A 21,998-nucleotide genomic window follows, 5' to 3' on the forward strand; every position below is an offset into this window, starting at 1 on the left:
CGGTGAGGCGAAGACGGCGGGGGCACCTGACGTCAGCGCGGCGGCAGGTGCTCCCGCAGCGCGGCGAACTCGGCCACCGTCAGAAAGGACGGGTTCGCCCCCTGCGGCTGCCGGAACACCTCCGCGCCCGCCAGCCGGGCATCGGCCCGCAGGAGCCCCCGGCGGATCCGGTGCGCCCCGTCGAGGACCGTCAGCTCCAACGGCACCGTCCAGGCCGCGCCCGGCTCACCCGGCACCGCGGCGGCGGCCACCACTCCGACCCCCCAGACGCCGTAGGCAAGCCCGCCCCGGCTGCCGCTGGCCCAGAGGACCACCGGCTGCCCGGCGCGCATCAGCCGGGCCCGGTAGCCGGGGCGCACGCACCAGCTCGTCACCCGCGGATCCCGGGCGAACCGGCCGGCCAGGTCGGTCCGGTCCGCGTTGCCCTTGACGAGCCACGCGCCGAGGTCGTCGAGATGCACCCGTCGGTCGGTCACCCCCTCATCCTCACCCGGGCGATTCCGGCAGGTTGAACCGGCACCACCCGGCCTGGCCCTCCGGGCACCACCTGCCGCCGCCTCTCATCGTCGGTTATCGATGGTCAGCTACTCGGCGGGTCTTCGTTGCTGCCGGATCGAGGTTCCGGAATGCAGGCCGGGGCGCCCGTCAGGCGACGTGTCGCAGGTATCCCGACACCGACGCGTCCAGAACCTCCCGGCCGGGCCGCGCCCACACCTCGGCCGAGAAGACCTCCACCTCGACCGGACCGGTGTAACCCGCCGCGTCGACGGCCTCCCGCAGCCGGCGCAGCTCGATGCAGCCGGCGCCGGGCAGCGCCCGACCGAGCAGCACCCCCTCGGGCAGCGGGGTGACCCAGTCGCACACCTGGAACGCGGCGATGCGGGCCCCGGCCCGCGCGATCTGCGCGTAGACCGCGTCGTCCCACCACACGTGGTAGGCGTCCACGACGACCCCGACCACCCCCGGGTCGAACCCCTCGGCGATATCGAGCGCCTGCCCCAGGGTGGACACCACGCACCGGTCGGCGCAGAACATCGGGTGCAGCGGCTCGATCGCCAGCCTCACCCCCGCCGCGGCGGCGTGCGGGGCCAGCTCGGCGACGGCGTCGGCCACCCGGCGCCGGGCGCCGTCGACATCCCGGCTGCCCGGCGGCAGCCCGCCGGAGACCAGCACCAGCACCGAGGTGCCGAGCGTGGCGGCCTCCTCGATGGCCCGCAGGTTCTCATCGCGCCAACCGTCGCCCGTGAAGAAACCACCCCGGCAGAGGGAGGTGACCTCGAGGCCGGCGTCGCGGACCAGCTTCGCGGCGCGGGCCAGGCCGTACCCGGCGACCGGCTCCCGCCACAGCCCGATCCCGGGCACGCCGGCGGCCACGCACCCCTCGACCACCTCGGGCAGCGCCCAGTGCTGCGACGTGGCCTGGTTGAACGAGAACCGCCGCAGCGCGCCGCCACCGAATGACCCACCCTCCGTTCGCGACTGCGGGGCTCGCAAAACCGGCTCACTCCTCGCCCTCACTGGTCCACCCCCGCCACGGTGAACAGCGCCCGGGCGCGGGCCGCGGCCAGCTCCGCGTCGGGCAGCAGCCCGGCGGCGTCGGCGAGGGTGAGCAGGGTGGCCAGGTGCGCCGGTGAGCGGCCGGACTGCGCCCCGCCGACCATCGTGAAGTGGTCCTGGTGCCCGGCCAGCCAGGCCAGCAACACGATGCCCGTCTTGTAGTGCCAGGTGGGGGCCGCGAAGAGGTGCCGGGCCAGGGGCACGGTCGGGGCGAAGATCTCGTCGTACGCCGCCAGGTCCCCCCGGTCGAGCGCGGCCAGCGCCGCGGCGGCGGCCGGCGCGATCGCGGCGAACACCCCGAGCAGCGCGTCGGAGTGACCGCCCGCGTCGCCCCGGATCAGCTGCGGGTAGTGGAAGTCGTCACCGGTGTACAGGCGCACCCCGGCGGGCAGCCGGCGGCGCAACGCCACCTCGCGGTCGGCGTCCAACAGCGAGACCTTGATGCCGTCCACCCGGCCGTCGTGGGCCTTGATCAGCTCGACCACGGCGTCGGCGGCCTCGTCCAGGTCCGCCGACCCCCAGTAACCCGCCAGCGCCGGATCGAACATCGGGCCGAGCCAGTGCAGCACCACCGGCTCGTCGGCCGCGCTCAGCAACTCGTCGTACACCCGCAGGTAGTCCCCGCTGTCGCGGGCGGCGGCGGCCAGGTGGCGGCTGCACATCAGCACCGGGCGGGCCCCGGCGGCGCGCACGTCGTCGAGCTGCTCGCGGTAGGCGCGGGCGACCTCGGCCAGGGTGGCCGGGCCGGGCGGAAGCTGGTCCGTGCCCACACCGGCGACGATCCGCCCGCCGACCGCGCGCGCCTCCGCGGCGCTGCGCCGGATCAGCTCACGGGTCGCCCGGTAGTCCAGGCCCATCCCCCGCTGCGCGGTGTCCATCGCCTCGGCCACTCCGAAGCCGTACGACCACAGGTGGTGCCGGAAGGCCAGGGTGCGCTCCCAGTCGAGCACGGCCGGCGCGCCCGGGGTGTTCTCGGCCGACGGATCGGCCACCACATGCGCGGCGGCGTACGCGATCCGGCTGCTCGGTGGCCCGGCGGGACGCGCAAAGCCGGTGCCCCCGCGGAGCTGGTAGCGCCGCCCACCGGGCAACACCACCCCCGCCCCGCGCGCAGGTGCGCCTTCCGTTCGCGACTGCGGGGCTCGCAAAACCGGCTCACTCCTCGCGCTCACAGGTGCGCCGTCCGTTCGCGACTGCGGGGCTCGCACACCCGGCTCACTCCTCGCGCTCACAGGTCCAGCTCCGGGATGTCCAGCCGGGCACCCTCACGAGCGGAGCGCAGGCCCAGCTCGGCGAGCTGCACGCCGCGCGCACCGGCCAGGAAGTCCCACCGGAACGGCTCGTCGGCCGCGACGTGGCGCAGGAACGCTTCCCACTGCATTTTGAAGCCGTTGTCGAACTCCTCGTTGTCCGGCACCTCCGTCCACTGGGAGCGGAAGGGCTCGGTGACCGGCAGGTCCGGGTTCCACACGGGTTTCGGGGTGACCGCCCGGTGCTGTACCCGGCAGTTACGCAGCCCGGCCACGGCGCTGCCCTCGGTGCCGTCCACCTGGAACTCGACCAGCTCGTCGCGGTGCACCCGCACGCACCACGAGGAGTTGAGCTGCGCGACCACGCCGCCGTCGAGTTCGAAGACGCCGTACGCGGCGTCGTCGGCGGTCGCCGGGTAGCTGCGGCCCGCCTCGTCGACCCGCTGCGGCAGGTGCGTGGCGGTCAGGCAGGAGACGGTACGCACCCGGCCGAAGAGCTCTTCCAGCACGTACTGCCAGTGCGGGAACATGTCCACGACGATGCCGCCGCCGTCCTCGCTGCGGTAGTTCCAGGAGGGGCGCTGCGCCGGCTGCCAGTCACCCTCGAAGACCCAGTAGCCGAACTCCCCGCGCACCGACAGGATCCGGCCGAAGAAGCCGCCGTCGACGAGTCGCTTGAGCTTGCGCAGACCGGGCAGGAAGAGCTTGTCCTGCACGACTCCGGTGCGCACCCCGGCGGCGCGGGCCGCCCGGGCCAGGTCGAGGGCGGCCCCGGTGTCCTCGGCCAGCGGCTTCTCGGTGTAGATGTGCTTGCCGGCCTCGATCGCCCGGCGGATCGCCTTCTCCCGCTGCTGGGTGACCTGGGCGTCGAAGTAGATCTCGACGTCGTCGCGGGCCAGGGCGGCACTCAGATCGGTGGTCCAGTCGCTCAGGCCGTTCCGCTCGGCGATCTCGCGGAGCCTCGTCTCGTTGCGCCCGACCAGCACGGGCTCCGGCCAGATCGACGTGCCGTCGGCCAGGGGCACGCCGCCCTGCTCGCGGATGGCGAGCAGGGAGCGGACCAGGTGCTGCCGGTAGCCCATCCGGCCGGTGACGCCGTTGACGATGATGCCTATCGACCTGCGGGTCATGGGTGTTCCTTCCCCTCCGCGGGCGCGCACCGGCCGGGACGGCGGCGGGCGCAGCCCTCTTGCACGCCTGCCCCGCGCCCGGGGAGGTTCCCCGGCGGCGAATCCAGGCAAGCGCTTTCCTAGCAGCGTAGGGAGCGCCTCCCCCGCCGGCAAGAGCCATGCCGGGCCCGTCACGCCGGCTGGCGGCACCGACGCATTCGCCTTGATCGGCTCCGGGCTCCCGCTGCGGTACGGTGACGGATGGCCGGCACCCGGCGCGGCCGTCGAGAGCGACCGAGGGGGCGGCAGTGGCGACCCTGTCCGACGTGGCCCGGCGGGCCGGGGTCTCGCCCGCGACCGCCTCCCGGGTGATCAACGGCAGCAGCAAGCCCGTCACCGAGGACCTGCGCGAACGCGTGTTGCGCGCCGTCGCCGACCTGCAGTACGTGCCGAACGCGCACGCCCAGCTGCTGGCCCGCTCGCACCGCGTGGCGGTGGGTGTCATCGTGCACGACGTCTCGGACCCGTACTTCGCCGAGATCACCCGGGGACTGCAACGGGTCGCCACCGACCAGGGCCGGCTGCTGATGATCTGCAACAGCTACCGCGACCCGGACCGCGAGCTGGAGTACGTCGAGCTGCTGCGCGGCCAGCAGGTCGCCGCGATCATCCTGGCCGGTTCGGGCTACCACGACGCCGCCTTCACCCGCCTGCTCAACGAGAAGCTCGCCGCCTACGAGGCCACCGGCGGACGCGTCGCCGTCATCGGCCGCCACGAGCACTCCGGCGACGCGGTGATGCCGGACAACCGGGCCGGCGGTCGGCTGATCGGAGCGGAACTCTACGAACTCGGTCACCGCACCATCGGGGTGGTGGCCGGGCCGGCGGTGCTCACCACCACCACCGACCGCCTCACGGGGCTGCGGGAGGCCCTCGCCGCCCACGGGCTGAGCCTGCCGGAGCACCGCGTGCGCCACGCCGAGTTCGACCGCGACGGCGGGGTCGCCGCCACTGCCGCCCTGCTCGACGCCGAGCCCGGGCTGACCGCCATCGTCGCGCTCAACGACTCCATGGCGATCGGTGCGCTCGCACTGCTGCGTTCCCGGTCGGTGGCGGTGCCCCGGCAGGTGTCGGTCATCGGCTTCGACGACATGCCGATCGCCCGCGACGTCACCCCCGCGCTGACCACCGTCCGGCTGCCCCTGGTCGCGATGGGCGCCCGCGCGATGTCGCTGGCGCTCGACGCCGGGGCCGCGGCGCCCCGCGTCGAGGTGCTGCCCGCCGAGGTGGTGCGCCGCGACAGCACCGGCCCGGCCCCGGCACCGCGCGGGTCAGATGATGAAGTGGGTCCAGTAGGCGAGCCAGGTGACGAAGAGCGCGCCCTGTAGCAGCGCCAGGGCCGCGGTCGACCAGGCGTCCGCGCCCGCGGCGCGGGTCCATCGGGCCAGCACGAGGGCGACCGGGAAGACGGCGAGCAGGTAGCGCAGCAGGCTCTTGTACACCGGTGGACCCATCGACAGCGGCACCAGGACCATGGTCAGCCCGTACACGAAGTAGGGCAGCCCGAGCCGGCGCGCGCCCGCCACCAGGACCGCCAGCACCACCACGGCGGCCCACACCCGCAGGGCGTCGCGCGCCGGGGTGTCGGTCAGGCCGTGCCAGAGCACCGCCAGCGGGTTCTGCACCCGGATCCCCCAGCCCTTCTCCTGGGCGTGCTGGTACGCCAGCCAGTCACCGCTCTGCCAGCGGCAGAACGCCATGAAGGTCAACCAGCCGGCGGGCACCAGCGCCAGCGGCCAGCCGACGCGGACGTAGGTCCACCACGCGCGCGGGCCCAGCCGGTAGCCGTGCTGCCGCAGCAGCACCAGGGCCAGCGGCAACACGACGAAGAAGCCGACCGAGCGGCTCATCGCCAGGAAGTAGCCGACCACGCCCACGAGCAGCCAGCGCCGCCGCTCGGCGTGGTGGAAGACCGCGAGCGCGAGGCAGAGGAACAACGACTCGGTCAACGCCGCCTGGAACAGGAAGCCCGTCGGCAGCAGCACCAGGTAGCGGACGAACCGGCGGGCGGCGGCGTCGTCGCCGAGCAACCGCTCACCCAGCCGGTGGGCGTAGTAGAGCATCAGCAGGAACGCGACGTTGGCGACGAGCAGCAGGGCCAGCGCGGTGTCCCCGCCCAGCAGCGGCGCCAGCGCCCGGGCCAGGAACGGATAGAGCAGCGGGAAGCCGAAGTCGGGCCACGGTTCGTCGAGCGGCAGCCGGGCCAGCCGGTCGTAGAGGAAGGAGTCCCAGGCGAACCAGAGCCCGACCGCCCGGTGCCCGGAGATCGCCCGCTGCTGCTCGCGCATCAACGCCTCGTCCGGCGGCGGCGCCCACGGCACCTCGTCGAAGGCGCTCAGCGCGAGCACCCCGACCCCGCTCAGCACGATCTTCGTGCCGAGGAAGACGGCGACGACGAACAGCCACGGCGCCGGCACCCGGGCGGCGGCCCGCGCGGTCGCGGCCCGCAGGGACCGCGCCCGCCCGGTCAGCCGGGCGGGCAGGGCGCCCCACCGCCGGTGCGCGACGGCCCGCCCTCTGTCCATTGCGCGTCTCCCGATCCGGCCGCCCGAACGGTGCCACATCCCCGTTCCGGGGCGGTTGACACGCCGACGCGGTCGCGGGTCGGGGTGAATTCGTCCCGACGCCGGGTAAGCGGGCGCCTCTGGACTGGGCGTACGCGGGAGGCGACGGGCATGGACGAGGAACGCGGCACGGTGGTCATCGGGGCGGGGCCGGCCGGCCTGACCGCGGCGTACGAGCTGCTCCGGCGCGACAGCCCGGTCCGGGTGTTCGAGGCCGACGAGGTGGTGGGCGGCATCAGCCGTACCGTCGAGCGCGACGGGTGGCGCTTCGACATCGGCGGGCACCGGTTCTTCACGAAGGTGGCCCGCGTCGAGGAGTTCTGGCACGAGATCCTGCCCGACGAGGACTTCCTGCTGCGCCCCCGGATGAGCCGGATCTACTACCGGGGCGCCCTGTTCGACTATCCCCTGAACGCGGCGAACGCCCTGCGCAACCTCGGCCTGCGGGAGGCGGCCCTGTGCATGGGCTCGTACGCACGGGCCCGGCTGCGCCCGCCGAGGGACCAGTCGCACTTCGAGGGCTGGGTCTCGGCCCGCTTCGGCTGGCGGCTGTACTCGATGTTCTTCAAGACCTACACGGAGAAGGTCTGGGGTATGCCGGCCGACCGGTTGCAGGCCGACTGGGCCGCGCAGCGGATCAAGAACCTGTCGTTGGCCAAGGCGGTCCGCAACGCGGTGTTGCCCAAGCGCAACCGCAAGGACGTGACCAGCCTGATCGAGGAGTTCCAGTACCCGAAGCTCGGACCCGGCATGATGTGGGAACGCTGCGCCGAACAGGTGCGCCGGCGCGGGGGCCGGGTGGACACCGGCACCTGGGTGACCGCCGTGCACCGCGACCCACAGCGGCGCCGCGCGGTCGCCGTGACCGTCGACGGGGCCGGTGGGCGACGCACCGAGCCGGCCGCGCACGTCGTGTCGTCGATGCCGATCTCCGAGCTGGTCGCCGCGCTGCGCCCGGCGGCCCCGCCGGAGGTGCTGTCCGCCGCCGCCGACCTGCGCTACCGGGACTTCCTGACCGTCGCGCTGGTGGTGCCGGAGGAGTTCTCGTTCCCCGACAACTGGATCTACGTGCACGACCCGGCGGTGAAGGTGGGCCGGATCCAGAACTTCGGCTCCTGGTCGCCGCACCTGGTCAAGGACGGCCGCACCTGCCTCGGCCTGGAGTACTTCGTCTTCGAGGACGACGAGACCTGGCGTACGCCGGACGCCGAGCTGATCGCCGCCGCGACGGCCGAGCTGGGGCGGCTCGGCCTGGTCCGGCCGGGGGTCGTCGAGGCCGGGTACGTGGTGCGGATGCCGAAGGCGTACCCGGTCTACGACGAGCGCTACCAGCACAACGTCGACGTGATCCGGGAGTGGCTGGCCCGCGAGGTGCCCAACGTGCACCCGGTGGGCCGCAACGGCATGCACCGCTACAACAACCAGGACCACTCCATGCTGACGGCGATGCTGACCGCCGAGAACATCGCCTGCGGCACCCGCCACGACGTGTGGTCCGTCAACGTGGAGCAGGACTACCACGAGGAGTCGAGCCACGACGGGAACGGCCACCGGGGCACCGGCCGGGACGCGCCGGTCGTGCCGGCCCGACCCACCGCCCCGGTCGGCACGACCATCGGCGGCGTCGTCCGGCCCGAACGGCCGACCCAGGTACGCCCCGGCTGAGCCGCCGACCGCCGACGAGGCGCACCCACGGGGAACCGGTACCAGCAGGTGTGAACTTTCCTGCCGGTCACCTACCCGGATGGCCATGTCGGCGGCTTCGTCGATCAGCTCGGCGGCGGTGCGGTCGTCCCCGATGTGGGCGGCTGCCAGGGCGGCCTGAATCAGCAGGGTCCCGCACAGGGACAGCTCGGGTGGGGTGCCGTGCTCGATCATGGGTGGGGCGATCCGGTACGCGGCGGCCAGCATCACGGACTTCGCCACCCTCGCCCGCCCCGCGGCGCGCGACACCTGGCGAATGGCCACCTTCCGGTCGATGCTCTACGCCCGACTCGGCATGGTCGCGCCAGGCGAACAGGCCCAGACCGACGCCGACCGGCTCCGACCGGCAGCACTGACCCGGTTCGCCACTCACATCGAGCTACACCGCGCCCTCATGATGACCAGGTCCGGAGATCGGCCCGGTGGACTCGCCTACGCCCGACGAGCCTGGGCAACACTGCCAGCAGACCGTCGCTCACAAACCCTCGGACTGGTCCTACAAGAAGTCGAAAGAGCAGCCCGCAAAACAACCTGGACTCCGCCGGCCGCCCTGCGGTCTACGTGCTCGTGGGCGCAGCCGAACCACCCGCACTCGGCCTGGGCCACCCACCGATGTCCGACACTGCTCCCGGGCGACGGTATGCTTCTCCCATGCCCTCCTACCCGCCCACCTTCGCCGACCAGGTGGTCACCCAGCCAGCCCGCGCCCAGTTCGAGGCGTTCCTCGACGAGCACCGTCGTGCCCTCAACGGCTGCCTGGACGGGCTGACGGAGGAACAGGCGCGCCGGTCGTTGGTGGCCTCCCGGACCACGCTGCTGTGCCTCGTGAAGCACGCGACCTTCGTCGAGAAGGTCTGGTTCGACGAGGCCGTCACGTGCCGGTCGCGCGCGGAGATCGGCATCCCCGCGACGCCGGACGAGTCGTTCGTCCTCGATGCCGACGACACGATCGCCACCGTCCAGCGCGCACACCGCGAAGCCTGCGAAGCATCACGCCGTGCGACGTCGTCCCTGGGTCTGGACGACATCCTGCACGGCAACCGGCGGGGCCCGCTTCCGCTGCGGTGGGTGTATCTCCACATGCTGCGCGAGCTCGCCCAGCACTGTGGGCACGCGGACATTCTCCGGGAGCAGCTCGTCGACGGGTAGCGCGCGGACGTCCCGTCCAACGGCGCGTCGGTGCCGTGGCCGGTAAACGCTTTGCCGCCGCGCCGGGCCGCCCATAGCATCCGCCGGATGCGGATCCGCGAGTTCCACGAGGCCGACTGGGCCCAGGTGTGGCCGATCGTCCGGGAGGTGGTCCGGGCCCGGGAGACCTTCACCTACGACCCGGAGCTGACCGCCGAGCAGGCGTACGACATGTGGGTGGAGGCCGCGCCGGGCCGGACGGTGGTCGCGGTCGACGGCGACCGGGTGCTGGGCACCGCGAAGATGGGCACCAACCGCCCCGGGCCGGGCTCGCACGTCGCCACCGCGAGCTTCATGGTGGCCCGCGCGGCGCGCGGGCGGGGGGTGGGCACCGCGCTGTGCCGGCACGCGCTCGACTGGGCCCGGGCGCGGGGCTACGCGGGAATGCAGTTCAACGCGGTGGTCGAGACCAACACCTCGGCCGTCGAGCTGTATCGGCGGGAGGGGTTCGCGGTGGTCGGCACGGTGCCCGGCGCGTTCACGCACCCCGCCCTCGGCCGGGTCGGCCTGCACGTGATGTACCAGGAGTTCTGACCCGCCCGGCGGCCCACCCGTCCGGGTGTCGCCGCCGGGCCGGCCGGTCGTCAGGCGACGGCGGCGGAGGTCGCCTCGGCACGCAGGGCGTCCTCGGAGGCGCCCCGGCGCCAGTAGCCGGAGAAGGTGACCCGGCGGCGGTCCAGGCCACGCTCGCCGACGAGGTGCCGGCGCACCGAGCGCACCATCGAGGACTCGCCGGCGATCCAGGCGTACGGGGTGCCGGCCGGCAGCCGGGCGGCGCGCACCGCGTCCGCCAGCAGGGTGCTGCCGGGCGCGGTGGCGCCCCGCACGATCCAGCGCACCTCGGCCCGCGCCTCGGTGGGCAGCTCCTGGATGTCGGCCGCGTCGGGGACCTCGATCCAGGCCTGGACCGGGGTGCCGGCCGGCAGCCAGGCCAGGATGCCGGCGGCGGCGGGCAACCCGGTCTCGTCGGCGACGAGCAGGACCGAGTCGGTGCCGGTCGGCGGGCGGAAGCAGACGCTGCGGTTGTCGTGCACGGCCGGGCCGAGCAGCACGACCCGGTCGCCCGGCAGGGCGTGCCGGGCCCAGCGGGAGGCGGGGCCGGTGTCGCCGTGGCTGACGAAGTCGATGTCGACCTCGGCCACCTCGGGGCGCTGCTCGCGGATGGTGTACGAGCGCATGACCGCGCGCACGTCGGGGTCCATGGCCCGGTACGCGCCGAACCAGTCCTCCCCCGCACCGGCGGGGAGCACCGGCTCGCGCTGGCCGGGGTGCGGCAGGAACAGCGAGACGCTCTGGTCCCGGCCGCCGCCGGCGAAGTCGGCCAGTTCCGGCCCGCCGAAGGTGACCCGGATCTGGGAGGCGCCCACGCGGCGCGCGCCGACGACCCGCGCGGCGAAGAGGCGGTACTGGACGGCGACGGCGGTGGTCACGGGGTCACCTTCTTGGTGCCCTTGATCGCGGTGGCCAGGTTCTCCAGCAGCGGGGCGGCGCCGGCGTACGAGAAGCGGGGCACCGCGTCCCATCCGGTGACCTGGTTGGCCTTGACCGCCGGGAGCTGCTGCCAGGTCGGCTTGGCGGCCATGTCCTTGGGTTGCAGCGCGGTGTTGCGGTTGTCCAGCAGGATCAGGTCGGCCGGGAACTTGCCGGCGTTCTCCCAGCTCAGCGCCTCGAAATAGTCGCCGGCCTCGAGCTTGGTGGGCACCACGATGTCGACGCCGAGCTCGGCGAAGTACATCAGGTCGGTGCTGACCTTCGGGTTGGAGACGTAGAACAGGTCGGGGCTGCCGGAGGCGGCCATCACCTTGATTCCCGGGTTCGCCTTGACCGCCTGGCGGACCGACTCGGCGGCGGCCTCGAAGCGGGCCTTGGCGTCGGTGACCTTCTTCGCCGACAGGTCGGCACCGAGGGACTCGGCGAGCTGCGCGTAGCGCTCGATGGGCTTGGTCATCGGCACCCGGGCGGTGGTGACGGTGACGGTGGGCGCCAGCGGAAGGATCTTGTCCTTGCTCTCGTCGGGCACGTACCAGAAGGCGCCCGGGTCGTACATGTGGGTGACGAGCAGTTCGGGGCGCAGGGCGGCGTACTTCTCCAGGTTGAACTCGCCCCACACGTTGCCGAGGATCTCCACACCCTCGACGTTGAGGTCGCCGGCCTGCGGGTCCTTGCTGCCGTCGGTGCGCTTCGTCTCGCCGAACACCCCGACGATCTGCTTGTCGATCCCGAAGTCGACAAGCGCGGCGGCGACTCCCGTGAAGGCGACCACCCGGTTCGGGCGGGCGGGGGCGCTGACCTTCTCGTTGCGGTCGTCGGTGAACGACCACGGCCCGCCGGTGCCGGCCCCGGCGGGGGTGGCGGAGTCGTCGTCCTTGCCGCAGCCGGCGAGCAGCGTGGCCAGGGCGGCGGCGCCGCCGGCGGCGAGCAGGCCACGGCGGGAGAGGCGGCGGGCGGGCGCGGAATGCGGCATGGTGGTGTCTTTCGATCGGGGGTCGGCGAATGACCATGGACAGCGGGGTTAGGTTAACCTAACCTAAACCACTGTCAAGTGCCGTCCGCGATTCCGCCCCACATGGAGCCCACACTGTCCGCCACCCTCTCCCCCCGTGTCGTCGCGGCCGTGCCGCCCGACGGGCGGCGGCGCAGCCGCGCCGCGTTGCGCGCCGCCGGCCTCGCGGCGTCGGTGCTGCTGCTCGCGGCCGTCGCGGTGCTCAGCATCGCGGTCGGCGCCAAGCAACTCCCCCTCGCCGAGGTGTGGCCGGGCCTGCTGGACCCCGCTGCCACGGAGTACGCCGTCGTGCACCGGATGCGGCTGCCACGCACCCTGCTCGGCCTGCTCGCCGGGGCGGCACTCGGCGTGGCCGGTGCGGTGATGCAGGCGTTGACCCGCAACCCGCTCGCCGACCCCGGTCTGCTCGGCATCAACGCCGGTGCCGCGGCGGCCGTGGCCAGCGGCGCCCTCCTGTTCGGCGTCGGCGGCGTCGGCGGGCAGGTGTGGTTCGCGCTGCTCGGCGCGGCGGCCGTGACCGCCGCCGTGTACGCCGTCGGCGGCGGGCGCGGGGCCACCCCCGCCCGGCTGGCACTGGCCGGCGCGGCACTCAACGCCACCCTCTACTCCTACGTCAGCGCGGTGATGCTGATGGACACGGCGTCGCTGGAACGGCTGCGGTTCTGGACGGTCGGCTCCCTGGCCAGCGCCGAGCCCGCGGCCGTACGCACCGTGGCGCCGTTCATGGCGGCGGGCCTGCTGGTCGCGCTGGCCGTCGCGCGCCCGCTCAACGCCCTGGCGCTCGGCGACGACGCGGCACGCGCGCTCGGCGCCCGCCCGGCCCTCGTACGAGCGGCGGTCATCGTGGCGATCACCCTGCTCTGCGGCGCCGCCACCGCCGCCTGCGGGCCGATCGTCTTCGTCGGGCTGCTCGTGCCGCACCTGGTACGCGCGCTCACCGGGCCCGACCTGCGCTGGCTGCTGCCGTACTGCGCGGTGCTCGCGCCCGTGCTGCTGCTCGGCGCCGATGTGCTGGGGCGCGTCCTGAGCCGCCCGGGCGAGCTCCAGGTCGGGCTCGTGACCGCCGTGGCGGGCGGGCCGCTGTTCCTCTGGCTGGTGCTGCGCGGGCGGGTGGCCCACCCGTGATCACCCTGCGTACCCCCGGCGGCCTGTCCCTGCGGCTGCGCCCCCGCGCCGTGGTCGTCGGCGTCACCTGCGTGCTGCTGGCCCTGGCGCTGAGCGTGCTCGCCATCGGCAGCGGCGACTACCCGATGAGCCCCGCCGACGTGCTGCGCGCCCTCACCGGCCGGGGCACGCCGGCCGAGGAGTTCATCGTCACCGAGCTGCGGCTGCCCCGGGTGGTCACCGCGCTCTGCGTCGGCGCCGCGCTGGCGCTGGCCGGCGCGGTCTTCCAGTCGCTGGTGCGCAACCCGCTGGGCAGCCCCGACATGCTCGGCTTCACGCAGGGCGCGGCGACCGGGGCACTGGTCGTGGTGGTGCTCGGCGGCAGCAGCCTGGCGCTGGCCTCGTCGGCGGTGCTCGGCGGGCTGCTCACCGGCGCGCTGGTGTACGCGCTGTCCTGGCGGCGCGGCGTGCACGGATACCGGCTGATCCTGGTCGGCATCGGCACCATGGCGATCCTCACCGGGGTCAACGGCTGGCTGCTCACCCGGGCCCCCCTGATGGACGCCGCCCGCGCCGTGCTCTGGCTCACCGGCAGCCTCGACGGGCGGGGCTGGTCGAACGCGCTGCCGCTGCTGATCGCGCTGGCGGTGCTGGTGCCACTCATGCTCGCCGGCTACGGGCCGGCGATGCGGCTGGTCGAGATGGGCGACGACACCGCCGCCGCCCTCGGCGTACGCGTGGAGCGGCTGCGCCTGGTCGTGCTGGCGGCGGCGGTGCTGCTGGTCTCCCTCGCGGCCGCCGCCGCCGGGCCGGTGAACTTCGTGGCCCTCACCGCGCCGCACCTGGCGCGGCGGCTGACCCGGGCGCCGGGGCCGAACCTGCTGCCCTCGGCGGCCGTCGGCGCACTGCTCCTGGTCGCCGCCGACCAGCTCGCGATGCGGGCGTTCCCCGGACACCAACTACCGGTGGGCGTGGTGACCGGCGTGCTGGGTGGCGCCTACCTGGTCTGGCTGCTGGCCACCGAGCGCCGGGCCGGCCGGCTGTGAGCGGGTGCGGCCCGCGGGCCACCCATGACGAGAACGGAGCACCGAGCATGCAGTCCCGGCTGAGCGGCACGGCGATGACCCTCGCCTACGAGCGGCGGACCGTCGCGCATGATCTGAGCGTCGCCGTGCCCGACCGGTCCTTCACGGTCATCATCGGCCCCAACGCCTGCGGCAAGTCCACCCTGCTGCGGGCGCTGTCCCGGCTGCTGAAGCCGACCGCCGGGACGGTGCTGCTCGACGGCGGGGACATCCACCGGTTGCCGGCCCGGGGCGTGGCGCGCACCCTCGGCCTGCTGCCCCAGTCGTCCGTCGCACCCGACGGCATCAGCGTGGCCGAACTCGTCGCCCGTGGCCGCTACCCGCACCAGGGGCTGCTGCGGCAGTGGTCGCGCGAGGACGAGCGGGTCGTCACCGAGTCGATGGCCGCCACCGGGGTCGCGGACCTGGCCGACCGGCCCGTCGACGAACTCTCCGGCGGGCAGCGCCAGCGGGTGTGGATCGCGATGGCCCTGGCCCAGCAGACCCCCCTGCTCCTGCTCGACGAGCCGACCACCTACCTGGACATCGCCCACCAGATCGAGGTCCTCGACCTCTGCGCCCGGCTGCACGAGGAGCAGGGCCGCACGCTGGTGGCGGTGCTGCACGACCTCAACCACGCGGCCCGCTACGCGACGCACCTGATCGCGATGCGCGAGGGACGGGTGGTCGCCGCCGGTGCGCCCCGGGAGGTGGTCACCGCCGAGCTGGTCGAGGAGGTCTTCCGGCTGCCGTGCCGCGTGATCGACGACCCGGAGAGCGGCACTCCCCTCGTGGTCCCCGCCGCCCGCCGCCGGGCCACGGCGAGCACGGCGGCCGGCCGGTGACGGGCATGGACGCCGTAGCCTACGAGCAGGACGTCGAGGGTTTCGGCCGGGTGACGATCCGCCCCCTGGACCCCGACACCGACATCGATCTGATCCATTCGTGGGTCAGCCAGGAGCGGGCCCGGTTCTGGGGCATGCGCGACGCCGACCGGGAACGGGTCGAGGAGATCTACCGCTACCTGGACTCGCTGCCCACCCATCACGCCTGGCTGACGCACCGCGACGGCACGCCCGTCGCGTTGTTCCAGACCTACGAGCCGGCCGCCGACCCGGTGGGCGGGTGCTACCCGGTGCAGCCCGGCGACCACGGCGCCCACCTGCTGATCGGCCCGCCCGACGCGGTCGAGCGGGGCTTCACGGGCACCCTGCTGGACGTGTTCCTCGGCTTCGTCTTCGCCGACCCCCGGCACCGGCGCGTCGTGATGGAACCGGACGCGCGCAACGACAGGGCGGTGCACCGGCTGCTGCGCACCGGCTTCGTCGCCGGGCCGCTGGTCGACCTGGACGGGAAGCGGGCCCGGCTGCTCTTCCTCGACCGGGAGACCTTCAACGCCCGCCGGCGCTGACCGCGCCGCCCGGGATCGGCACCCACGGCGTGGGCGACCGCCTGACGGGCGGTCGCCGACCCGAGAACGTCGCGGTCCCCCGCCGCCCATCCGGTACGCGTCAGCGGGGCGCCACCAGGCCGGCGTAGTCGTCGGCGGCGAGGGGCCGGCGGGACAGCGAGCCGTCGGCGCGCGGCACCCCCAGCGGGGCACCGCCCCGGAAGAAGGCCACGGTGTCCACGTCGGAGCGGGCGGTCAGGGTGCAGACGATCTGCCCGAACGCGAGGACCTCGTCGCTGCGGCCCGTCTCGGCGCCGGCCCCGACGAGGTCCACGTCGACCTCGGTGCCGCTCGACCGGGCCACGGCGACCGGCACGGCCCCCGGCAGGGCGGTGGTGAGACCGTCGTCGCGTTCGGCGGCGCTCGGCCCGGCCAGCAGGTGCTGTAGTTGGGCGTCCACGGTGGGCGTGCCGTCGACGCGGCGCTCGACGCGGACCAGCCGGTCGTCGCGGACGAAGCAGAGCAGCTCCGTCGTGGGCCCGGCCATCAGGGTGGGTGTCGGTGTCGCGGCGGTCGCCCCCGGCGAGGGGAGCGACCCGGGTGGGGGCGCCACGGCGCGCGGGGCGACCTCGGTCGGCACGCCGCAGCCGCCGAGCAACCCGAGGACGACCAGCGCCGCACCCACCCCGCGCCACCGGCCGGCCCGTCGTGCCCACCGGCCGGGGGCGGGCGGCGGGGGTGCGGCCACCCGACCAGGTGCGACGGACAGCCGGTGCGCGGGCACGACGGACAGCGGGCGCGTGGGCCCGGCGGGCCACGGCGGGACGCGGCGCGTCACGCCAGCACCTCCGGCAGCTCGACCCGGAAGCGGGCGCCCCCGCCGGGGCGGTCGCCCGCCTCGGCATGGCCCCGGTGCGCGGCGGCGTGCTCCGCCACGAGGGCCAGCCCGAGCCCGGTGCCGTCACCGCCGGCGCGCGAGTGCGCGGCCCGGCCCCGCACGAAGCGGTCGAAGATGATGCCCCGGTCGTCGGGGGGCACGCCCGCTCCCCCGTCGTCGACCTCGATGACTGCCGTACCGGCGCGCTGCGACAGTCGCACGGCCAGCGGGCCGCCGCCGTGGCGCAGCGCGTTGTCGACCAGGTTGTCCAGGATCCGCTCCACCCGGCGCTCGTCGACCAGCCAGGTGGGGGCGACGCCCCGCTCGACGCGTACCAGGGTCTCCGGCAGCCCGCGCACCCGGCAGGTGCGGCGGGCCAGCGCCGCCACGTCGACCGGCGTCCGGTCAGCCGGCTGGTCGCTGCGGGCGAGCTGGATGAGATCGTTGACCAACTGCTGGAACCGGGTGATCTCGTCGGCCACCAGCCCGGCGGCGGTGGCGGTGCGGTCGTCGAGGTGGTCCCGGCGCCGGGCCAGGACACTCGCCGCGGCCGACAGCGTCTGCAACGGCGAGCGCAGCTCGTGGCTGACGTCGGCGGCGAAGCGACGGTCCCGCTCGATGCGCCGCGAGAGCTGGTCGACCATGTGGTTGAACGACGTGGAGAGCCGGGTCAGATCGGGGTCGGTGGTCGTCGCGAGCCGGGCGGAGAAGTTGCCCGCCGCGATCTCCTGCGCGGCGTCCGCCACCGCCGTCAACGGCCGCAGGCTGTGCCGGGTGGCGTACCAGCCCAGGGCGGCACCGGACCCGGCGACCACGATGGCCACGGCGGTCAACGCGAGCGCCAGGACCCGCAGGGTCTGGTCCAGCTCGCCCAGCGAGGTCAGCTCGTAGTAACTGGTGGACGGCGCCAGCGGCAGGCCGACGAGCAGGGTGGGCTGGCCGTTGACCCGGACCCGCTGCACGGCCGGTTCCCCGGCGTGCACGAGCCGTTGCAGGTCGACGGGGATGGCGGCGGTCAGGCCGGCGTCGGCCGTGCGGGCGTACCACTCGTCCCCGCGACGCAGCAGCGGCCGACGGTTGCCGCCGGTGTCGAGGGAGCGCAGCACCTCCACCACGTCGGGCGCCTCCGTGTCCAAGCCGGCGCGCACCACCGCCGCGTCGAAGTAGGCCGCGCGAACGGCGGTACGCTCCCGCTCGTCGAGCAGGGACCGCCTGGTCAGCTCGTACGAGACCAGCGCCATCGAGGCGGCCAGCAGCAACGCGCCGACGGCGAAGCCGGCCGAGACCCGGGCCCGCAGGCCGAGCCGCCTCACCGGATCAGCTTGTAGCCGAGGCCGCGGAGGGTGACCAGGTGCCGGGGGTTGCCCGGATCGTCCTCGATCTTCTGCCGCAACCGACCCACGTGCACGTCGACGAGCCGTTCGTCGCCGCTGTCGTAACCCCAGACCCGTTGCAGCAGCTGGTGGCGCGACAGCACCCGGCCGGCGTGCTCGGCCAGCTCACAGAGCAGCCGGAACTCGGTGCGGGTGACCGGCACCGGCCGGCCGGCCAGGCGTACCTCCCCGGCGTCCGGGCTGACTTCCAACTGTCCGAACGCGAGCACCGCGACGGGGTCGGGCACCGCCCGGGCCCGGCGCCGCAGCGCCCGCAGCCGTGCCGACAGCTCCTTGATCGCCACCGGCTTGACCAGGTAGTCGTCGGCCCCGGCCTCCAGGGCCGCGACGATGTCGTGGGTGTCGTCACGGGCGCTGACCACCACGATCGGCACGTCGTCGTCGCGGCGCAGCCGCCGGATGCACTCGAAGCCGTCCAGGCCCGGCAGCATCAGGTCGACCAGCACGTTGTCGGCCGGCTGCCGGCGCTGCATGAGCAGCCCCTCCTCGGCGGTGGCCGCGCCCCGCACGTGGTAGCCCTCGTCCTCCAACGCGAGCAGCAGCGCCAGACGGATCCGGTCGTCGTCCTCGATCACCAGCACGTCCGTCATAACCGCATCATCCCCAAGGCGACGGCGGTGGCCCAGCCCTGCCCGGCGATCGACGGTTTTGTCACGCAACCGTCATACGATCGCGTGGCCCACGCCACTCGCGGCACGCAGGGTGATTGACGACAATCCCGGTCGCCGTTCGGCCGGCCGATCCCGGGAAGGGGGTGCGGATGACCGCCGCCAATCTCGTCACCGCACTCGCCGTCGGTCTCCTGGTCGCCGCGCTCGGTTGGCGGGTCGTCCCGCGCGGCCGGGGGGTGCCGGTCTGGCTGATCCTGGTGGTGGGGATCGTCGCCGCCCTGTCCGGCGTCATCCTGGCCCGCATCGCCGGCCTCGACCTCGCCGGTTCCCGGCCGTGGAGCGTCGGCGTGCCGGCCGGGTCGGCGGTTCTCGGTGTGATCCTCGTGGTGACGACCGCCGCCCCCCGCCGAGTCGCGGCCCCGCCGGCCGCGACTCGGTCCGGCTTCGACCCCGCTCCGCCGCCGGTCGCGGACCGGCCCGACCTCCCGTGGAGGAAGACACCATGACCGTCGTACCGGACGAGCACCTCATGACGTTGATCTGCGACAGCTGCGGGGACACCACCACGGGAACCGCATGCGTCCTGCCCGACGCCGAGGTCGTCTGGACCCTGGTCGCCGAGCACGGGTGGAGCGGCTCGCCGTTCGCCACGGGCCCGCACCGCTGCCCGCCCTGCAGCATGCCGGTCCCCCGCGTCGGGGAGCGCGTGGCCGGTCAGGGCAACCAGTCCGCCGACGGGGCGACGGGCGGCCCCCTCGGCGACGTCGCGGGGGGCACGGCCGCCGACGATCCGGCCGCCGACATGGCCGACGAGCTGCGGGCGGCCCTCCGGCTCGCCATGGACGTCCCCGGGCACGTGGTGGTCGACCTGACCCGGGTCCATCTCATCGACGCCGGCGGGCTCGCGCTGCTCATCCGGGCCCACCGCGACGCCCGCGACCGTGGCGCCGTGCTCTGCCTGGCCGCCCCGTCCCGCTTCATCCTCACCGTGCTGCACACCATGCGGGTCGACGGCCTGTTCCCGGTCTTCGCCAGCCTGGCGGAGGCCCTCCGGCTGCTGGCCCCGGGTGAGGCCGGGAACGACGCCGGGCTGGCGGCCGTCGGCGCCGGGCCGCGGCCACACGCCCTCCCCCGGCAGCGCTGACGGGCCGCCGGGCAGCGCCGGCAGTGGGTCGCGTCGGGTGCCGTGGGACGGCTGGCCACCTGGCCGGCGGCGCGTCTGCGGGCTGCCACGGCGGTACGCGCCGGCCGGCGCGGCGTGCTGGTCGTGGGTCACCCCCGGCCACGAGGTGCACGTCAACTTCAGCCCCGGGGGTCCGCGCCAGAACAGCAGCCGAAGTGGTCGCCGACCGGCGGCGGGAACGTGCGGTACCGCACGGGCCAGAAGGACGCTTACGTCACGGCGCTGACGGACCTGATCACCGCGAAAGGTGCCGCGCTGCCGAATGCGCTACACCTTCTGCGCGCCCCTACCCCGGCCACTATTGCCCCGGCCACCAAAAGGGTCCGTAACGCAGTTCAGGGCCACCCCGAAGGGTGACCCTGAACCGAAAAGTTGTCCGGCGGTGTCCTACTCTCCCACACCCTCCCGAGTGCAGTACCATCGGCGCTGGAGGGCTTAGCTTCCGGGTTCGGAATGTTACCGGGCGTTTCCCCTCCGCCATGACCGCCGTAACTCTATAGACATATCAAACAACACCACACACAAAACACGGGTGTGTTGTTCGTTTGTCTAGAGTTGCACAGTGGACGCGTAGCAGCTTAGTAGTCAAGTCCTCGGCCTATTAGTACCGGTCAACTGAACCCGTTACCGGGCTTACATTTCCGGCCTATCAACCCAGTCGTCTAGCTGGGGGCCTTACCCCACAAAGTGGGTGGGATACCTCATCTTGAAGCAAGCTTCCCGCTTAGATGCTTTCAGCGGTTATCCCTTCCGAACGTAGCTAACCAGCCGTGCCCCTGGCGGGACAACTGGCACACCAGAGGTTCGTCCGTCCCGGTCCTCTCGTACTAGGGACAGCCCTTCTCAAGTATCCTACGCGCACGGCGGATAGGGACCGAACTGTCTCACGACGTTCTAAACCCAGCTCGCGTACCGCTTTAATGGGCGAACAGCCCAACCCTTGGGACCTGCTACAGCCCCAGGATGCGACGAGCCGACATCGAGGTGCCAAACCATCCCGTCGATATGGACTCTTGGGGAAGATCAGCCTGTTATCCCCGGGGTACCTTTTATCCGTTGAGCGACACCGCTTCCACTCGCAAGTGCCGGATCACTAGTCCCGACTTTCGTCCCTGCTCGACCTGTCAGTCTCACAGTCAAGCTCCCTTGTGTACTTGCACTCAACACCTGATTGCCAACCAGGCTGAGGGAACCTTTGGGCGCCTCCGTTACCTTTTAGGAGGCAACCGCCCCAGTTAAACTACCCACCAGACACTGTCCCTGAACCGGATAACGGTCCGAAGTTAGATACCCAAATCAACCAGAGTGGTATTTCAAGATTGCCTCCACCCATACTGGCGTATGGACTTCACCGGCTCCCACCTATCCTACACAAACTAATTCGGATACCAATGTCAAGCTATAGTAAAGGTCCCGGGGTCTTTCCGTCCTGCCGCGCGTAACGAGCATCTTTACTCGTAATGCAATTTCGCCGGGCCTGTGGTTGAGACAGTGGGGAAGTCGTTACGCCATTCGTGCAGGTCGGAACTTACCCGACAAGGAATTTCGCTACCTTAGGATGGTTATAGTTACCACCGCCGTTTACTGGCGCTTAAGTTCTCCGCTTCGCCCCGAAGAGCTAACAGGTCCCCTTAACGTTCCAGCACCGGGCAGGCGTCAGTCCATATACATCGAATTACTTCTTCGCATGGACCTGTGTTTTTAGTAAACAGTCGCTTCCCCCTGCTCTCTGCGGCCATACAACGCTCCACCCGCATGGGGCTTCACGTCTCCGGCCCCCCTTCTCCCTAAGTTACGGGGGCAATTTGCCGAGTTCCTTAACCACAGTTCGCCCGATCGCCTCGGTATTCTCTACCTGACCACCTGTGTCGGTTTGGGGTACGGGCCGCTAAGAACTCGCTAGAGGCTTTTCTCGGCAGCATAGGATCACTGACTTCACCTGAATCGGCTCGGCATCACGTCTCAGCCTCATGCACCACGGATTTGCCTATGGTACGGCCTACACGCTTACCCCGGCACAACCACCGGCCGGGCTCAGCTACCTTCCTGCGTCACCCCATCGCTTGACTACTACCCGCCAGGTTCCCACGCTCCCCAACCTCAACCCGAAGGCCGAAACTGGTTTGGGTGGTTAGCACAACGAGATTCATCAGGGACGCTCTTTCGCGGGTACGGGAATATCAACCCGTTGTCCATCGACTACGCCTCTCGGCCTCGCCTTAGGTCCCGACTCACCCAGGGCGGATTAGCCTGGCCCTGGAACCCTTGGTCATCCGGCGGAAGGGTTTCTCACCCTTCTTTCGCTACTCATGCCTGCATTCTCACTCGTGCCGCGTCCACAACTGGGTCACCCCGCTGCTTCACCCCCGGCACGACGCTCCCCTACCCATCCACACTCCTGCACAAGGAATCAAGTCCAAGCAAGGATAAAATGTGAATG

At 72.6% G+C, this 21,998-nt stretch carries 20 protein-coding genes, 2 rRNA genes and 1 pseudogene (1 of these 23 only partly in view); 11 read left to right on the forward strand and 12 right to left on the reverse strand.

The window, feature by feature from the left end; translation table 11 throughout:
• Window positions 1–32: 32 nt before the first annotated feature.
• From ACQ452_RS16300 to ACQ452_RS16315, 4 genes are all read right to left on the reverse strand, one after another.
• Window positions 33–476, reverse strand: coding sequence for a hypothetical protein (locus tag ACQ452_RS16300; RefSeq protein ID WP_433385166.1), 444 nt, complete (start codon window positions 474–476; stop codon window positions 33–35).
• Between the two features lie 169 nt (window positions 477–645).
• Window positions 646–1,494: a sugar phosphate isomerase/epimerase family protein gene (locus tag ACQ452_RS16305; protein ID WP_433385169.1), complete on the reverse strand. Its 849-nt coding sequence runs from the start codon at window positions 1,492–1,494 to the stop codon at window positions 646–648.
• Between the two features lie 20 nt (window positions 1,495–1,514).
• Window positions 1,515–2,654 carry a dihydrodipicolinate synthase family protein gene (locus ACQ452_RS16310; protein ID WP_433385172.1) on the reverse strand — a complete coding sequence of 380 codons (1,140 nt, stop codon included), beginning with the start codon at window positions 2,652–2,654 and terminating at the stop codon, window positions 1,515–1,517.
• Between the two features lie 131 nt (window positions 2,655–2,785).
• A complete protein-coding gene (locus ACQ452_RS16315) occupies window positions 2,786–3,937 on the reverse strand; it encodes a Gfo/Idh/MocA family protein (RefSeq protein ID WP_433385175.1) in 1,152 nt (383 codons plus the stop codon).
• 287 nt (window positions 3,938–4,224) lie between these two features.
• Here ACQ452_RS16315 and ACQ452_RS16320 point away from each other — a divergent pair, with 287 nt between their 5' ends.
• The gene (locus ACQ452_RS16320; RefSeq protein ID WP_433385177.1) at window positions 4,225–5,304 is read left to right on the forward strand and encodes a LacI family DNA-binding transcriptional regulator; all 1,080 of its coding nucleotides are present in this window, start codon (window positions 4,225–4,227) and stop codon (window positions 5,302–5,304) included.
• Here ACQ452_RS16320 and ACQ452_RS16325 read toward each other — a convergent pair.
• On the reverse strand, window positions 5,248–6,501 hold the full coding sequence (locus ACQ452_RS16325; protein WP_433385180.1) for a hypothetical protein: 1,254 nt from the start codon (window positions 6,499–6,501) through the stop codon (window positions 5,248–5,250). The genes ACQ452_RS16320 and ACQ452_RS16325 overlap by 57 nt on opposite strands.
• A 150-nt stretch (window positions 6,502–6,651) precedes the next feature.
• Between ACQ452_RS16325 and ACQ452_RS16330 the strand changes: the two genes are divergently transcribed.
• The 4 genes and pseudogenes from ACQ452_RS16330 to ACQ452_RS16345 all read left to right on the forward strand — a co-directional run bounded on the left by ACQ452_RS16330 (window position 6,652) and on the right by ACQ452_RS16345 (window position 9,966).
• Entirely contained in the window at window positions 6,652–8,205 is a 1,554-nt protein-coding gene (locus ACQ452_RS16330; RefSeq protein ID WP_433385183.1) for an NAD(P)/FAD-dependent oxidoreductase, read from the forward strand.
• Between the two features lie 289 nt (window positions 8,206–8,494).
• Window positions 8,495–8,770: pseudogene (locus ACQ452_RS16335) on the forward strand (XRE family transcriptional regulator); the annotation flags it as partial.
• A gap of 125 nt (window positions 8,771–8,895) precedes the next feature.
• Entirely contained in the window at window positions 8,896–9,393 is a 498-nt protein-coding gene (locus ACQ452_RS16340) for a DinB family protein (protein ID WP_433385186.1), read from the forward strand.
• An 87-nt stretch (window positions 9,394–9,480) separates the two neighbouring features.
• Window positions 9,481–9,966, forward strand: a complete 486-nt coding sequence (locus tag ACQ452_RS16345) for an N-acetyltransferase family protein (RefSeq protein WP_433385189.1) — start codon at window positions 9,481–9,483, stop codon at window positions 9,964–9,966.
• A 50-nt stretch (window positions 9,967–10,016) separates the two neighbouring features.
• Here ACQ452_RS16345 and ACQ452_RS16350 read toward each other — a convergent pair whose 3' ends face one another.
• Entirely contained in the window at window positions 10,017–10,862 is an 846-nt protein-coding gene (locus tag ACQ452_RS16350) for a siderophore-interacting protein (protein ID WP_433385192.1), read from the reverse strand.
• Window positions 10,859–11,896 (reverse strand): ABC transporter substrate-binding protein, encoded by a 1,038-nt coding sequence (locus ACQ452_RS16355; RefSeq protein WP_433385195.1) that lies wholly within the window; start codon window positions 11,894–11,896, stop codon window positions 10,859–10,861. The genes ACQ452_RS16350 and ACQ452_RS16355 overlap by 4 nt, the downstream gene beginning before the upstream one ends.
• 78 nt (window positions 11,897–11,974) lie before the next feature.
• Here ACQ452_RS16355 and ACQ452_RS16360 point away from each other — a divergent pair, with 78 nt between their 5' ends.
• Genes ACQ452_RS16360 through ACQ452_RS16375 form a run of 4 tightly spaced genes read left to right on the forward strand, consistent with a single transcriptional unit; the run spans window position 11,975 to window position 15,514 of the window.
• Window positions 11,975–13,060 (forward strand): FecCD family ABC transporter permease, encoded by a 1,086-nt coding sequence (locus ACQ452_RS16360; RefSeq protein WP_433385198.1) that lies wholly within the window; start codon window positions 11,975–11,977, stop codon window positions 13,058–13,060.
• On the forward strand, window positions 13,057–14,085 hold the full coding sequence (locus ACQ452_RS16365) for a FecCD family ABC transporter permease (protein ID WP_433385201.1): 1,029 nt from the start codon (window positions 13,057–13,059) through the stop codon (window positions 14,083–14,085). The genes ACQ452_RS16360 and ACQ452_RS16365 overlap by 4 nt, the downstream gene beginning before the upstream one ends.
• Window positions 14,086–14,132: 47 nt before the next feature.
• Window positions 14,133–14,948, forward strand: a complete 816-nt coding sequence (locus tag ACQ452_RS16370; protein ID WP_433385204.1) for an ABC transporter ATP-binding protein — start codon at window positions 14,133–14,135, stop codon at window positions 14,946–14,948.
• Window positions 14,949–14,953: 5 nt separating this feature from the next.
• Window positions 14,954–15,514 carry a GNAT family N-acetyltransferase gene (locus ACQ452_RS16375; protein ID WP_433385207.1) on the forward strand — a complete coding sequence of 187 codons (561 nt, stop codon included), beginning with the start codon at window positions 14,954–14,956 and terminating at the stop codon, window positions 15,512–15,514.
• Window positions 15,515–15,614: 100 nt separating this feature from the next.
• Here the strand turns inward: ACQ452_RS16375 and ACQ452_RS16380 are convergent, their stop codons facing one another.
• The 3 genes from ACQ452_RS16380 to ACQ452_RS16390 form a co-directional block, all read right to left on the reverse strand.
• Window positions 15,615–16,178, reverse strand: coding sequence for a GerMN domain-containing protein (locus ACQ452_RS16380; RefSeq protein WP_433394189.1), 564 nt, complete (start codon window positions 16,176–16,178; stop codon window positions 15,615–15,617).
• Window positions 16,179–16,327: 149 nt separating this feature from the next.
• The gene (locus tag ACQ452_RS16385; RefSeq protein ID WP_433385211.1) at window positions 16,328–17,683 is read right to left on the reverse strand and encodes a sensor histidine kinase; all 1,356 of its coding nucleotides are present in this window, start codon (window positions 17,681–17,683) and stop codon (window positions 16,328–16,330) included.
• A complete protein-coding gene (locus tag ACQ452_RS16390; protein WP_433385214.1) occupies window positions 17,680–18,354 on the reverse strand; it encodes a response regulator transcription factor in 675 nt (224 codons plus the stop codon). The genes ACQ452_RS16385 and ACQ452_RS16390 overlap by 4 nt, the downstream gene beginning before the upstream one ends.
• Window positions 18,355–18,524: 170 nt before the next feature.
• On the opposite strand from ACQ452_RS16390, the gene ACQ452_RS16395 reads away from it, so the two are divergent.
• Together ACQ452_RS16395 and ACQ452_RS16400 are read left to right on the forward strand one after the other, a co-directional pair.
• The gene (locus ACQ452_RS16395; RefSeq protein WP_433385217.1) at window positions 18,525–18,881 is read left to right on the forward strand and encodes a hypothetical protein; all 357 of its coding nucleotides are present in this window, start codon (window positions 18,525–18,527) and stop codon (window positions 18,879–18,881) included.
• Window positions 18,878–19,519 (forward strand): STAS domain-containing protein, encoded by a 642-nt coding sequence (locus ACQ452_RS16400; RefSeq protein ID WP_433385220.1) that lies wholly within the window; start codon window positions 18,878–18,880, stop codon window positions 19,517–19,519. The genes ACQ452_RS16395 and ACQ452_RS16400 overlap by 4 nt, the downstream gene beginning before the upstream one ends.
• 413 nt (window positions 19,520–19,932) lie before the next feature.
• Here the strand turns inward: ACQ452_RS16400 and rrf are convergent.
• Together rrf and ACQ452_RS16410 are read right to left on the reverse strand one after the other, a co-directional pair.
• Window positions 19,933–20,049, reverse strand: a 5S ribosomal RNA gene (gene rrf, locus ACQ452_RS16405).
• A 90-nt stretch (window positions 20,050–20,139) separates the two neighbouring features.
• Window positions 20,140–21,998: ribosomal RNA gene (locus ACQ452_RS16410) — 23S ribosomal RNA — on the reverse strand; it runs 1,249 nt beyond the window's last position.

This window comes from Micromonospora sp. KLBMP9576 (assembly GCF_050941805.1).
Taxonomy (GTDB): Bacteria; Actinomycetota; Actinomycetes; order Mycobacteriales; family Micromonosporaceae; genus Micromonospora.